Raw genomic sequence first — 12,725 nt, 5'->3', positions numbered from 1 at the left:
GTCGGGCGAGGCGTTCGCTCGATGCTCGGGTATCAGCCGATCGGCGGAAGGCAGGGATGCCCGAGGCCGATTGGCTTGCGGTCCCCTGGCCGTCGGCCGCGCCGCGACCGGCGAACGACCTGGCCTCGAGGCCGAGTCGGTCCGCGGTCAGCCCGAGGAGGAAGGCATTCACTCCCATCGTCCGATGACCCGGGTCTCTCGCTCCGGCCGTGGTTTCGGTCGGGTCGACGATCCGATTAAGGGAATCATCGCGTCGAGGGGGCGGGAGGTCAATTCAGGATGAAGACGCTCGGAGTGCTGATGTTAGCGGCGGCAGCGACCGGGACCGGCGGGATCTTCGACGGGCTCGGGAAACCGCACGCCTTGACAAGCCTGTTCCGGCCCCACGTTGTCCGTTATGGTCCGCCGCCGGCTTCTGGACCGATCATGGCCCCGCCGACCGATCCGGCCCTGTCGGGTGCCGGTTTCGGGGCCAACCGGATGTTTGCCAACACCACCAGCCAGGTCTTCTTCGTCGATCCGACGAACATGGAGATCAGCTGGCAAACCGCCGGGCCAGACGGCTCGCCGGTTTATCTGCCGCCGCAACTGACTGTGCCGGCTCGTTACAACTTCCGGCAGGGCTTCATCTATCGGCTGAAGCTCACGAACATTGCCGAGAACCCCGGCCTGTCGCTCTACCCGACGATTGAGGTTGCCCCCTCGTCGCCGCAGACCGACGCCTATCTGACCCACAACCCCATCCCGGTTCAGTTTACTCAGGAGGACTTCGACCAGGTCCGGGCCGGAAACTTCGTGACCAAGGTGGTTTATCTGCCTGATCCGAAGTTCCAGGAACTGGCCGTCGCTGGTCTCTACGGTGCCGAGACCTTGGTCTCGACCCGTCTGGAGCCCGGGGTGGATCCGGTGCTCGAAGCCGACAAGCGAGGCACCATCTTGATGGTCATCCGCGTGGGAGCGATCGACCTGGAGATGCCTGCTGGCGGGGTCGCGGCTCCGGCTTCAGAAGGCTACGCACCGGGCGAGGTGATGTACGGAGAGCCCGGCACGATGACCCCTCCGCCCGCTCCGATCATGGATTCGATCGCCCCGCCCGTCGATGAGGTTCCGATCCAGGGCACCTCACCTTCGACCTTCATTCCGCCTGTGGCCGAGCCCTCGGTCGCTCCGGTTTCGATGGCGAATCCTCCCCTGCCGCAGCCGGCAATTCCTTCGCCGTTCACCGGAAGTCTGCCTGATCTTCCCTGATCAGTGACTCCTCCGGCCGACCCGGACCCTGATCCGGGTCTTCGCGGGTGCCATGCCCCGCGGGTGCCATCCTCTGGCCCCGCCGGGGTGATGGCGTATTCCGGGAACTGCGCGCCGATCGGGCCATGACGCGGTTTCCGGTCCGCTTAGGATCACGTTTGAGAGAGCCTTTCGGGAGAGCCAAGCCTGTCCCAGAAGCGCTGGTTTTAATTCAGTTCCCGGCACTCCACCGCCGCTTCAAGAACTCAGGAAGAGGGAGGGACCGACCCATGACACGAGTAGGACGGACCGGCTGGGCGTTGACGGCGGCCCTGCTGCTGTCCATCTCGGTGGGAATAGCCGTCGGAGCGGCCCAGGGCCGACAGGTTGTCCCCGACGATCCCAGCGCCGGGGTTGCCGTCGTGGGAGAGGCTCCGGCCTTCAATGGGCCGATGTTGCCCCCTCAGATTCAGGTTGTCCGCATTTCGGGTCCACTCGGAATGGGGATCGAGGTGCTCGAACCCACCCCAATGATCCTCTCTGATCCGAACGATGACCCTGCCATTCACGGCTTGACCGTGGGCCTTCAGGTCGGTGTCGGCTACCGGCTCCGACTCTCGAATCTCCCGAATCAACCCGGTGTCGAGGTCTTCCCGGTTGTCGAGGTCGTCGGACACCTGCACCGTCCCCCGGACATCGACCCGACCCGATTCCCAATTCAGGTCATTTTCAGTCAGGAAGACTTGATCGACGTGGCCGAATCCGGCCGCCTGGTCACACAGATCGTCTATCTCGAATCCCCCGAACAGGCGTTGCCCCTGTCAGTCCCGAAGAATCAGATTCCCGTCACAACTCTCGCCCCCGGTGAGGAACCCCTCCGGGTCGCAAGTGCACTGGGGCGGATCATGGCCATTGTTCGCCTCGGCGGTCGAACTCCCGTGCCGGGAGAGCCGCTCGGCGGGTTTGGTGCGACCAGTATGGGCGTCGGTCCTTGCCCCTTCGAGACGACCGAAGGGGTTCGCTGTGGTGTGCCGATCTGTCCGCCCGTCTCGTTCGGCCTCGCACCGAAGCCGCTGTTTCCGGGTGACGAGTACCTTTGCGACGGGGGCGATCACCAGAACAAGGCCGGGATCGGGGCCGATGGCCAGATCGTCGGCATTGAACCCAAAGACGCGATGATCCGCTTCAATGCCGGGTCGAAGCCTCGCGTCCTGCCGACGAATACGGTTTGCATTTACGCTCCCCGATTTGCAGCGGTGCGAACAAGCCTCGGCGTGAACGAGAATCGGCTCATCACCGTGCCGAGAGGCGCCGAGGCCCTGACCCGTCAGATGCAGGAAGCGACGGTCCGACCGCCTCTGCGAATGACGCAGAACCTCGCGGCCAATGCGGTGCGCGATCGGCGACGGGCCTCGGCCATGGAGGGTCGAACCCCGCCGATCACTCACATTGAGGTCCGCGTCCTCAACGGCCTGACCGACGTGGTGGCCATCGATCACCGTGAACTGATTCAAGGCCCCCAGGTCTCTGTCAACGAGATCGGCCCGGTGATCAACCGTCGAGCCACCCCTCCCCTGGGGATCAAGACGGCTGAAGGTCCGGTGATCACGGGGATCATCCAGGGGGCAAGTCAGACCATTGTCTCCCGAGGGCCCGGAGAGTTGGCCGGGGTTGAGACCCCGCCCGACTTACCCGGTCTGGCAGTCAACAAAGAAACCGACACCGACGTGGCCGAACCCGGACAGGTTGTGACCTTCACGATTCGATGGCGGAACATGGGAAATGTTCCCATTCACTCGGTCTCGATCGTCGATAGTCTGCTGCCTCGCTTCGAGTACGAACCGGATAGCGCCCGAGGGCCCGCGGGCTCCATCTTCACGGCCGCTGAAAATCAGACCGGCTCGGTTGAGCTTCGATGGGACCTCCCTGATCCCGTCCTCCCCGGGGGTGAAGGGTCTGTCTCCTTCAAGGCTCGCGTCCGCTGATCCCTCGCGTCTGAGGGCATTGCTTGCAACCCAAAGGGCCCTTCGCGCCGATTCCGAGGGATCGGTACGAAGGGCCTTGAGTTCGAACGAGCCATCGTCCTCTTATTCGGGGTTGGCTATCTGATGTTCGAGCGCTTCCACCCGATGCCGAAGCTTCTCGAACGACAGGACCAACTCGCGGAGTTCCTCGTGAATCTCCTGAACCTTCACACCAAGCTCCGCGAGTTCAACCCTCAGGTCGTCAACCTGAGCCGAACCACCACCCTCTGACGCGGGGGAATATCGGCGAGTCATCATCCATCCTCCCTTCGCGGGTTTGGTTAGGATAGCAATGAGCGTCAACCGTAATCGCTCATCGCAACTCGACTGCGAAGTCTCTCCACGTGCCAGATGGGATGCGCTTCAGGGAGAGAGGCGCTCGATGCTCCAGCCGCTTGCTGCCGGAAGGTAACGGATCCGGTCGTGCAGGCGGCTCGGCCGCCCTTGCCAGAACTCGAAGCCGTCGGGCACAAGGAGATAGCCCCCCCAGTGAGGAGGCCGGGGAACGTTGTCGCCGAAGCGCTCGGCCGCTTCCTGGAACCGCACTTCAAGAACGCGGCGGTCAAGGACCACCGTACTCTGATCCGAGGCCCAGGCACCAAGCTTGGTCTCGGTCGGCCGCTGCTGAAAGTAGGCGTCGGACTCGTCCGGCGAGAGCCGTTCCACGCGCCCTTCGATCCGAACCTGGCGCTCGATCTCATGCCAGTCAAAGAGCAACGACGCGAACGGATTGGCCTTGAGGTCGCGGCCTTTGCGGCTCTCATAATTGGTGAAGAAACGAAACCCTCTGGCATCGACCCCTCGAAGAAGCACGATCCGGGCCGAGGGCCTACCCTCGGCCGAAACCGTGGCCAGGGCCATCGCATAAGGCTCATCAAGCCCGGCACGCTCGGCGTCGGCAAACCAGGAAGTAAACTGACGGATCGGATCGGGATCGACCTCGGCTTCGTTCAAGGAACCGAGGTGATACTCCCGACGAGTGGTGATCGACTGCACGGTGTCACGCTCCAGGGGCATCCCACGTAGCTGTCATGGATGCAGCGAATCAGGACTCAGTAGCCCTGGGAAGTTTCGACCCGGAATCGAAGACCCTGGATCAAGAGGGACCAGCCCCAATCGCTCACCCTGACTGCTCCATTGTAGTCCCGCAGCCAATCCGCTCCTAGAACGGTGCTCGCACCTTCCCGGTTGGGAGTCGACGATGATCCTCCACCTCCGACACGGCAAGACCTTGTATGAGGTCCACGTCCCCCGAGGTTCTCAGATTCATCGCAACGCGATCGGGTTGCCGGTGCTGATTGTCCCCGGACCTCGGCCGCAGGATACAGCCTCCTGGGTCGGGGCTCAGGAGATTGTGGGGGCCGCCCGACGGGGGCAGTTCGGGATGAGTTTTCGCTCGGAGCGTCGGCTTGCCGGATGCGTCTGAATTGGCGACCGATCATGGTCGCGAATCAGCGCGCGATCGAACCACGAGCGTCCCGGCGAGCAGGTCGTGCAAGGCGCGATGCTGCTCGGTGAACGCCGCCATGACGAACCCGACTCCGAAGGGAATCAACGAGAGCAGCTTGGCGAAGAATCGGCCGAACGCCCGGGGGAACGACAGCCGATGACCCTCGTCGGTGGTCACCTTCAGTCCCAGGATGAGCTTGCCGAGGGTCGCCTGACGACTGCCACTCTCCAACGTCGCGAAGTACAGGACAATCAGCACGAAGGCAAGCAAGGCGCTCAGCGGCCGGATCGTCTCGGGATCAAGGCCTGTCAGACCGAGGAGGCCATCCAGCCCGGCACAGGCGGCGAGCAGGAGGACATAATCGATCGCCAGCGCCAAGGCCCTCGGAAGGATTCCCACCCCGAGTGCGGATGACCTCACCGCCTCGTCGTCTTTCACTCGACGAAACTGACGAGACTCGGCACCGGTCCAATCGGTCATCGCCATTGCACTCGCACTCCGTTGTCCACTTGTACTCGCTTAGCAATCGAACCCACCGAGCCTCCTTCGACCGGTCCAACCGGGTTCAAGAGAGGCTGGTCACGATCACTTTCCCCGCCGCCTCGCGTCCCAACGCGATGGGATGATCGCAGACCTGAACGACCATCGCTCCCGACTCACTCCGGTTCTCGACCACCATCCCCTCGGCTCCGAGATCGAGTCCGCAGTCGGTCAGGTAGCGCAGGAAGCTTGGATCCTGATCCACCACCCGAGCGACCCGGAACCGCTCGGAGGCAGCCAGATCATTCAGGGGTCGGCCGCTCGGCAGGTCGAGTGAGCCGTCGGCCTTCGGAATCGGGTCGCCGTGCGGGTCCACCGAGGGATGATTGAGATAGGCGTCGATCCGGTCAATCAAGGACTCGGAAACGGCGTGTTCCAGGTGCTCGGCCTCTTCGTGGACCTCGTCCCAGTGCATTTGCAGCGTCTGAACGAGGAACAGTTCGAGCAACCGATGACGTCGCAACACTTTCAACGCCAATCGCTCCCCTTGCGGAGAGAGGCGGACCCCTTCATAGGGGGTGTACGAGGCCAGGCCGGCTTCAGAGAGGGTCTTGAGCATGCCTGTCACCGTGCCCGGCGAGACATTGAGTGCCTGCGCCAGTTCTCCTGTGGCCACGATCCGATCGGGGACCTCCCGAGAGGCGATCAGATAGATCGTCTTGACGTAATTCTCGACGGTCAGACTCGCCACGCGACCGGCCCCTTTCCGACGGCCTTGTTGCCTCGTTGAATGAACGATCCCCAGCGTACACGAGTCGAGGCCCGAACTCGACCCTCTCCCCCCACAGATCCAAAGGTCTCGGGAGTTGCAGGAATCAAGACGATCTCGACTCGGTACCTCCTGCACGATCACTCGGTCGAGGATGGGACCTCGGGCCGATCGCCCACGAGCAGCCAGGCAGCCTTCAGATACGCCCCTTCCGGGGCCTCGAGCCCAACGGGATGATCGGCGGAGGCTCCAGTGACGCTGAGTATACGGGCCGATCGACCCGCCCGACGTCCGGCTGATCGGAGGATCCCGAGAAATTCCTCGGCCGGAAGCAAGCCCGAGCAAGAACAGGTCAGTAGCAAGCCTCCCGGCTCGACGAGTCCAAGGGCCAGGGTGTTCAGATCGAGATACTTCTTCCGGCCTTCGTCCATCTCCAGGCGAGAACCGATCAACTTCGGCGGGTCGAGCACCACGACGCCGAAGCTCTTTCCGTTGAGCCCCATCTGACGCATGTATCCAAAAGCATCGGCATGGACCAGCCCCATGCGCACCTGATTGAGGTTCGCGTTTTCACGAGCCATAGCCACGGCCTTCTCGTCGAGATCGACCCCAGTCACCTCCTTCGCCCCCCCCTGGAGCAGGGCGGAGAGGCCAAATCCCCCCGAGTAACAGCAGACGTCCAACACCTCGCGACCCCGGCAATAGCGGGTCAGTTCGCGTCGATTATCACGCTGATCACAGAAGAATCCGGTCTTGTGCCCGCCTTCGAACTTGACTCGATAGCGGATGCCATTCTCCCGGATCTCCACCTTCTCCGGAGCGTCTTCGCTGACGACCGGGCGCCCACCGAACGCCTCGGCCTGGGCAATTCGATGATCGACGTGGACACGGTAATGCGAGGCTCCTGTGGCCGCCAGCAGCCGGTCCATCAACGGGCCAATCCGCTGGTAAATGCCCAGGCTGAAGACCTCGGCCGAGAGCACGTCGGCAAAGCGGTCGACGATCAAGCCGGAAAGACCGTCTCCCTCGGCATGGACCACGCGGTAGGCATCACTGATCGCCTCGATGCCCAGGAGGTCGCGACGAATCGCGACGGCATCATGGATTCTCGACTCCCAGAAGGCGGCGTCCGGAGGGGTGGTCCCCCGGGCAATCAACCGTACCGGAATTTGCGATTTGGCATTCCAGAGCCCAAAGCCCAGGGGAACCCCGTCGCGGTCGATCACCCGAACGAGGTCGCCGTCATTCGGCCTCGGACCGGGTTCGGGGCCAATGACCATCTTCTTGAAGATAAACGTATGAAGGCCCGGAGATCGAACCCGGACCGTCGGCAAGGTTCCTTCTAGATCCAGCTCGCGACTCGGCGCAGGAACGCGCTTTCGATTGTCCGCCTCACTCACCCGATCGTCCGCCATCGTCGCCCGAGCCCCAGAAGGTCAATGCGTCTCGATCCAAGCCCGATCCCACCCCTTCACGGTGGCTTCGGGAGCATGAAGGCCAGGAGCCTTACTCCTCGTCGTCGTCCGGCCCTTCGAGGCCCTCCAGATCGTTACGGACGAGGCGACGGAGCCGCACGAGCAAGGCCGTGGCATAGCGTTGCACGGCGATCTGACGAAGCATCACCTCCTCGGTCGCAGCGTCGAGCGGGATGGCGGCCAGGTCTCGATAGGTGCGGTTCAGACTCTCCCAGCCCGCATGAAGCAGGGTTTGCGCCAGTTCCGGACGGTCGGCCGGGTCCGCCTCACGAACCTGAACCAGTCCTTTGCGGACCTTCTTCATGGCCTGCTGCGCCTGCTGAAGCTGTCGGAGGGCAAGGCCGGAGGTGATCTTCTGGGCCATCAGTTGCTCGGTCGGATCGGGTTGGCGAATTTGCGCTACACAGAGACGGTTGCCGAAGACTATTCTAATCAGGTCACGCCTGATCCGTCCAAATGCCCTTATTTTCCGACCTTCTCCTGGAGCCGTCAGGGATGAGTGAATTCGACCACGAACACTCGGGCGACACGTCCGTGGCCGATCCCATCGTTACGACCAAGACCGCTCCCAAGCCGCAAGAGCACGCGGAGAACGAAACAGAAACGCGGCGACAGCCCCCCTACAACGTGATCATCCTGAACGACGAGGAGCATACGTTCGACTACGTCATCGAGCTGCTCTGCAAACTGTTCCGGCATTCGCTCGCCACGGCTCAGGAACTGACTTGGCGGATTCACCTCACTGGTCGGGCCGTCGTCTTGACCACGCATAAAGAGCTGGCCGAGTTGAAGCGCGACCAGGTGCTTTCCTACGGTCCAGACCCTCGGATGAGCGTCTCCAAGGGGCCGCTCGACTGCTTCATCGAGCCCGCGCCGGGAGGGTGATCGTCACGGCCCGGCGGGTGCCGTGACCCGGTTTGCCTTGCCTGCCCTCTCAGATCGCTCCGCCCGAGCGATGCTGAAGCTCGACCCATCGCGTCTTGAGCTCGCCGAGGATCCTCCAGAAAAGGTCGCTGTGCATGGTGCCGGGAACCCGTTCGCAGGTTCGGGCATTGAAGCGCTGGGGCTCGGTGTACTCAAGATGGTGGGCAACCTCGTGCAGGAATGTGTCAAACAGTTCCTCCAGCGATCGCCGCCCCGACTCCCGATCGTGCGTGTAGATTCGGATCAAACGGCGGCGGCGGTAATAGCCTCCGAGAACCCTGGCCGTCGCTCGGGGGTTAATGTCCAGCACGAAGTCAACGGAAGGCGGGTGAATGCGCTCCAGACGACGCAGGAACAAGGGGCCGATCGCCGACAAGGGAGGTTCGTAACGGGTTGAGCCGATCCCGGGGGCTCGGGCCACCTTCGTTCCTTCGGGAGGTCTCGCGGTATCAGCCCGCGGTTCGCCTCGCAGTCGACCTTCGGTGAACCGCACCCGATTGCTCAAACGATTTCGGTTCCCTCGACTCGAATGGGGCACATCACCGGTTCCGTCGGACAGGGCAAGCCAGGAGCGTTCGGGCATGAGTCTCGAACCCGTTCGATCGATTCCAGGATTCACCCTGGCCCCGGAAAGGGAAGTCTTCGGGATTAGCCCATATTGTCGTACGAGTTTAGCACCAGGCTGCTCCCTCGTCAGCCGGATTCGCGACGGGGTGTTGCCTGAATCCTTCCCCGACTCGTTGACCCGAGTGCCGCAAGGTGGAGAGCCGCGGGGAATCCCGCGTTCTCCCGGGGCGATCCGTTGCACCGATGCTCCGGCCCGTCTATGTTCGGCCGAAACAGACTGGCCGATTTCGCAGGTTCTTCGACAACGAGAAGTTGCCTCCGGTCCGTCGATCCCTCCCTTGCCCGATCCGGGAGCCTTGAAGGCGCTCAGATCGTCCCTCCCTGAACCGATCCCCGGAGCCTCGCCATGAGACACCTCCACCGTGTCCTCTCCCCCCTTGCCGTATTGGTGCTGGCCACTCCCGCCTTAAGCCGCCAGGCGGAACCGGTCGGGACTTTGAAAGGACATGAGGAGCAACCCTATGCGGTCTGCTGGAGCCCCGATGGCAACACTCTTCTCTCGGTTGGCTTCGACAAGACCCTGCGACTCTGGGACGCCGAGACGCTCGAACAACGCGCGGTGATCCCAGCCCACGAAGACCTTGCCCTCTGTGTCTCAACGAGCCCGGACGGCTCGAAAATCGCCACTGGAGGACAGGACAAGCTCGCCAAGATCTGGCCAATGCCTGACCTGGAGACCGACTCCCCGGTTGAGCCCCTGGTCACACTGACCGGGCACGAGGGGCAGGTTTATGCCGTCGCCTTCGCTCCTGATGGCAGCCGGATCGCCACCGCGGGGGCCGACAAGTCGGTCCGCCTCTGGAACGTCGAAACCGGCGAGGCTTCCCGGACCATCGCCGAGGCTCACGCGGCAATCGTCTATGCCGTCGCCTTTCATCCGTCGGCCGATCTGCTCGCCTCGGCAGGAGATGATGGCCTGATCAAGTTCTGGACCTCTGACGCCGAGGCCGAACCCCTGAAGGCCGAGGGGCACGAGGCCGCAATCTACTGCCTTGCCTTCAGCCCCGACGGCTCGACACTGGCCAGCGGATCGGTGGACAAGACCCTTCGCCTCTGGAACGTGGAGGACGGCTCGGTGCAACGGGTCCTTCGAGGCCACACGGACGACGTTTATGCGCTGGCCTGGTCACCCGACGGAACACGTCTGGTTTCTGTCGGTTACAGCGGCCAGTTCCTCATCTGGGACCCGCAATCCGAGGAACCCCTTTCGCAACAGCGCATCGCCCCCGACACTCGGGCTTCCAGCCTCGCCTTCAGCCCCGATGGCCGCCGACTGGCCGTGGCTGCATCGGATGGCCTAGTCCATGTGCTGACCATGCCCTGATCAGGACGCCCCTACGCTCCCACCCATGCGTTCGTGTCGCGCTGTTGCTCCGGTCACGCGCGATCTGTGTTGTTTCCCGGCAGTCCCCCTCCGTTCGAACTAGTGTTGTGATGAATGCACGCGGGAGTCGAGGTCGAGAGGACCGCCTCGGTTCGCTTCAGCACAACTGCCATCAATTGGCTCAGGAACGGTTTGAGAGGAAAGGGTGGGAGCAATGGGGATTCGACTACTGACTAACGAAGAGACCCGTCGATCAGATCCCAATCATCCGTACAACGGAATGGACCGACGTCGGGCAACACGGTTCGATGCCGTCGAAGATCGTGTCTGGTTGGGATGGTGGGACGGTGAGGTCTTCCAGACCCTTGGCGCGCTCTTACTCGACATCAGCCGCACAGGAGCGGCCGTAATCTGCCCGGATGGCCCGTCGGAGACGATGGACGCCTGGTTCTGCGTGGTCGGCCCGAGTGTTTCCGGTGGAGCACGAGCGCGGGTCGTTGGCCGAGAGCCTATCCCGGAACGGCCGGACCAGATCCGCCTGCGACTTGAGTTCCAACCGACCTGTCCCGAAGATCTGTACCTCGTCGCGCTCGGAATGATCTCAACCGATTGGATCGCGGCGTCGCAGGGATCAGCTCTCGCTCAGGTCGGCAGCAAGTAATGCCGGGTGATGACGTCTCGCATGGCCGATCGGCTTCCAGCCGCATCTGAGCCGAAGCGATCGGCGATCGTCCGGGTCTCCTCCGCAAGTTCCTGATCCTTGAGCACCTCAATGAACCAGGAGCGGTAATCGCCGTTGTGCAGATGGTGGAGCCACGTCTCCTCATCGACTCCCTCACCAATCTGAAGGAACAACCAGAGGTTTTGCGCTCGAAGGTTGAGCCGACCATCAGGGCCTCTGAAGTAAAAACTCAGGTGGGGCTCAAGCTCTCCAATCGCATACTTGCGTGAATGGCGACGACGCTCGGCGCGGGCCGGCAAACTTCGTACCACGCGAGGAGGTCCCGCTCCGGGACGTCGTGACCAGACCAGGCATTCTCCCGGAGCGAGCGTCGGTTCGTCGCTCAGCCTCGGGGGTTGCTCGCCGATCGCCTCGGCAAAGCGGGCCAAGGTCTTCGCTGGCGACTCCCCAACCGCCCAGATCTCCTCGACCGTGGCGAGCACCTCCGGGGCCATGCTCTCTGGATGCACGGTGATGAACAGGGCCCCTCGAAGATCGAGGGGCAAGGTCGTCGGGTGCCGTCCCCTCGGCAACAGATGATGCGCCTCGTCGATCACGATCCATTGGGGTCGACAGGTCCGTGCCCGAAGCTCCTGAAGCCTCGGCATCAAGGCATCAAAGAATTCCGGCCGATGGGACATCGACAGGCCGATCAGGTTGACCACCACCGTTTCCTCAGGATGTTCGAGGACATCACCCACTTCATCAAGCGGCGGTGGCGTCTCCGCGCTTCCCAGCACAATCACCTGGGGAAAGGTGGAGTAATCACCCTCCGGATCGACGATGCAGGCCTGATAGCCCCGTTCAGAGAGTCGTTCCAGGACCCCGGTGACAAGCGTCGATTTTCCACTCCCTGAGGTCCCCGCGATCAAGATGTTCAACCCAAACGGGGGAAATCGAACCTCCACCTCCTCGTTGTCCCGATCACTCCCCAGCGGAATGTGATGCCGCGTCAATTTCGGCTCCAGGCTGGCCAGGTCGTCATCAAGCAACCGATCGATGAGCTGGCAAACCCCTGCGCCCCGGGGGGCTTTGGCGGTCCAATCAGCGTGTTCCTTGAGCGAGGCGATCGCATTCTCGACCGCAATCCCGCACTCGGTCAGCCGGAGCATCGCGTGATCGTTCTCCGCGTCACCAACCGAGACCACGTTACGAGGCGAAAGGCCAAGCCTGCGCAGTGCCTCACGCAGGCCGCTCGCCTTGTTCACGCCGCTGGGCAGGATCATCACGGCCTGCTTGTTGAAGATGACCTGCAATTCCAGGCCCATTTCGTGAATCGTGTCGATCACCGCTTGTTGATGCGGCTCCCACGTGGCCACGATGACCCGCCCCACACCAAGCGGTAAGACCCCCCGCTGCTTGAGGCGATCGAGAAATTCCTTCGGCGGTAGCTCATCGAGGAGCGAAACCTCGTGGAGCTTCGGATCGTAGATCAGCCCCCCGTTCTCGGCCACGACAGAGTCGAAGAGCTCGATCTGAGGACAGACCTGGAGCAACTCGTCGAGCTCTCGGCCCGTGACCATGATCAGTTGCCGGCCCGAGGACTTGAGCCGCAGCAAGGCCGACACCGTCTGCTCGTCGATCGCGCCGTGAGCGGCCAGGGTTCCGTCATAATCGGCGGCAAGCGCAATGTATCGCATAAGAGTTCACCGAAGCGTCCGGTCCGATCGCCCCGGCCACCCTTGCGGCGGATCGGGGCTGGTG

Annotated in this window: 14 protein-coding genes; 6 read left to right on the top strand and 8 right to left on the bottom strand. The window is 62.9% G+C overall.

The annotated features are described in order from the left end of the window. The first annotated feature begins 279 nt into the window (after window positions 1-279). Window positions 280-1,248, top strand: a complete 969-nt coding sequence (locus HG800_RS04850) for a hypothetical protein (RefSeq protein WP_169974280.1) — start codon at window positions 280-282, stop codon at window positions 1,246-1,248. A gap of 269 nt (window positions 1,249-1,517) precedes the next feature. Next, complete coding sequence (locus tag HG800_RS04845; RefSeq protein WP_169974278.1) at window positions 1,518-3,212, top strand: DUF11 domain-containing protein; 1,695 nt, start codon at window positions 1,518-1,520, stop codon at window positions 3,210-3,212. A 102-nt stretch (window positions 3,213-3,314) separates the two neighbouring features. On the opposite strand, the gene HG800_RS04840 is transcribed toward HG800_RS04845, so the two are convergent. Both HG800_RS04840 and pdxH read right to left on the bottom strand, forming a co-directional pair. After that, window positions 3,315-3,509: a hypothetical protein gene (locus tag HG800_RS04840; RefSeq protein ID WP_169974276.1), complete on the bottom strand. Its 195-nt coding sequence runs from the start codon at window positions 3,507-3,509 to the stop codon at window positions 3,315-3,317. A gap of 105 nt (window positions 3,510-3,614) precedes the next feature. Further along, window positions 3,615-4,268 (bottom strand): pyridoxamine 5'-phosphate oxidase, encoded by a 654-nt coding sequence (gene pdxH / locus HG800_RS04835; RefSeq protein WP_169974274.1) that lies wholly within the window; start codon window positions 4,266-4,268, stop codon window positions 3,615-3,617. Window positions 4,269-4,452: 184 nt separating this feature from the next. On the opposite strand from pdxH, the gene HG800_RS04830 reads away from it, so the two are divergent. Beyond that, entirely contained in the window at window positions 4,453-4,677 is a 225-nt protein-coding gene (locus tag HG800_RS04830; protein ID WP_169974272.1) for a hypothetical protein, read from the top strand. 12 nt (window positions 4,678-4,689) lie between these two features. On the opposite strand, the gene HG800_RS04825 is transcribed toward HG800_RS04830, so the two are convergent. The 4 genes from HG800_RS04825 to HG800_RS04810 all read right to left on the bottom strand — a co-directional run bounded on the left by HG800_RS04825 (window position 4,690) and on the right by HG800_RS04810 (window position 7,789). Continuing rightward, the gene (locus tag HG800_RS04825) at window positions 4,690-5,187 is read right to left on the bottom strand and encodes an RDD family protein (protein ID WP_169974270.1); all 498 of its coding nucleotides are present in this window, start codon (window positions 5,185-5,187) and stop codon (window positions 4,690-4,692) included. 79 nt (window positions 5,188-5,266) lie between these two features. Further along, the gene (locus HG800_RS04820; RefSeq protein WP_169974268.1) at window positions 5,267-5,932 is read right to left on the bottom strand and encodes a metal-dependent transcriptional regulator; all 666 of its coding nucleotides are present in this window, start codon (window positions 5,930-5,932) and stop codon (window positions 5,267-5,269) included. Window positions 5,933-6,090: 158 nt separating this feature from the next. Further along, the gene (locus HG800_RS04815) at window positions 6,091-7,365 is read right to left on the bottom strand and encodes a class I SAM-dependent rRNA methyltransferase (RefSeq protein WP_169974266.1); all 1,275 of its coding nucleotides are present in this window, start codon (window positions 7,363-7,365) and stop codon (window positions 6,091-6,093) included. A 91-nt stretch (window positions 7,366-7,456) separates the two neighbouring features. Continuing rightward, a complete protein-coding gene (locus HG800_RS04810; RefSeq protein ID WP_169974264.1) occupies window positions 7,457-7,789 on the bottom strand; it encodes a hypothetical protein in 333 nt (110 codons plus the stop codon). Between the two features lie 131 nt (window positions 7,790-7,920). Between HG800_RS04810 and HG800_RS04805 the strand changes: the two genes are divergently transcribed. After that, window positions 7,921-8,310, top strand: coding sequence for an ATP-dependent Clp protease adaptor ClpS (locus HG800_RS04805; RefSeq protein WP_169974262.1), 390 nt, complete (start codon window positions 7,921-7,923; stop codon window positions 8,308-8,310). Window positions 8,311-8,359: 49 nt separating this feature from the next. On the opposite strand, the gene HG800_RS04800 is transcribed toward HG800_RS04805, so the two are convergent. Next, complete coding sequence (locus HG800_RS04800) at window positions 8,360-8,770, bottom strand: hypothetical protein (protein WP_169974260.1); 411 nt, start codon at window positions 8,768-8,770, stop codon at window positions 8,360-8,362. Window positions 8,771-9,322: 552 nt separating this feature from the next. Here HG800_RS04800 and HG800_RS04795 point away from each other — a divergent pair. Next, on the top strand, window positions 9,323-10,300 hold the full coding sequence (locus HG800_RS04795) for a WD40 repeat domain-containing protein (RefSeq protein ID WP_169974259.1): 978 nt from the start codon (window positions 9,323-9,325) through the stop codon (window positions 10,298-10,300). Window positions 10,301-10,514: 214 nt separating this feature from the next. Beyond that, entirely contained in the window at window positions 10,515-10,961 is a 447-nt protein-coding gene (locus HG800_RS04790; RefSeq protein WP_169974257.1) for a PilZ domain-containing protein, read from the top strand. Here the strand turns inward: HG800_RS04790 and HG800_RS04785 are convergent. Then, the gene (locus HG800_RS04785) at window positions 10,943-12,661 is read right to left on the bottom strand and encodes an HAD family hydrolase (protein WP_169974256.1); all 1,719 of its coding nucleotides are present in this window, start codon (window positions 12,659-12,661) and stop codon (window positions 10,943-10,945) included. The two genes, HG800_RS04790 and HG800_RS04785, sit on opposite strands and share 19 nt — an antisense overlap. Window positions 12,662-12,725 lie beyond the last annotated feature (64 nt).

The organism is Tautonia rosea, from assembly GCF_012958305.1.
In the GTDB taxonomy this organism is placed as follows: Bacteria; Planctomycetota; Planctomycetia; order Isosphaerales; family Isosphaeraceae; genus Tautonia; species Tautonia rosea.
Note: the sequence above shows the minus strand (reverse complement) of the source record. Positions and strands in the feature narration are given on the sequence as shown.

What these genes read in the sequence shown, in the direction of transcription:
- HG800_RS04850 (WP_169974280.1), top strand. Translation starts at nt 280, where the DNA reads ATGAAGACGCTCGGAGTGCTGATGTTAGCGGCGGCAGCGACCGGGACC.
- HG800_RS04845 (WP_169974278.1), top strand. Translation starts at nt 1,518, where the DNA reads ATGACACGAGTAGGACGGACCGGCTGGGCGTTGACGGCGGCCCTGCTG.
- HG800_RS04840 (WP_169974276.1), bottom strand. Translation starts at nt 3,509, where the DNA reads ATGATGACTCGCCGATATTCCCCCGCGTCAGAGGGTGGTGGTTCGGCT.
- pdxH (WP_169974274.1), bottom strand. Translation starts at nt 4,268, where the DNA reads ATGCCCCTGGAGCGTGACACCGTGCAGTCGATCACCACTCGTCGGGAG.
- HG800_RS04830 (WP_169974272.1), top strand. Translation starts at nt 4,453, where the DNA reads ATGATCCTCCACCTCCGACACGGCAAGACCTTGTATGAGGTCCACGTC.
- HG800_RS04825 (WP_169974270.1), bottom strand. Translation starts at nt 5,187, where the DNA reads ATGGCGATGACCGATTGGACCGGTGCCGAGTCTCGTCAGTTTCGTCGA.
- HG800_RS04815 (WP_169974266.1), bottom strand. Translation starts at nt 7,365, where the DNA reads ATGGCGGACGATCGGGTGAGTGAGGCGGACAATCGAAAGCGCGTTCCT.
- HG800_RS04810 (WP_169974264.1), bottom strand. Translation starts at nt 7,789, where the DNA reads ATGGCCCAGAAGATCACCTCCGGCCTTGCCCTCCGACAGCTTCAGCAG.
- HG800_RS04805 (WP_169974262.1), top strand. Translation starts at nt 7,921, where the DNA reads ATGAGTGAATTCGACCACGAACACTCGGGCGACACGTCCGTGGCCGAT.
- HG800_RS04795 (WP_169974259.1), top strand. Translation starts at nt 9,323, where the DNA reads ATGAGACACCTCCACCGTGTCCTCTCCCCCCTTGCCGTATTGGTGCTG.
- HG800_RS04790 (WP_169974257.1), top strand. Translation starts at nt 10,515, where the DNA reads ATGGGGATTCGACTACTGACTAACGAAGAGACCCGTCGATCAGATCCC.
- HG800_RS04785 (WP_169974256.1), bottom strand. Translation starts at nt 12,661, where the DNA reads ATGCGATACATTGCGCTTGCCGCCGATTATGACGGAACCCTGGCCGCT.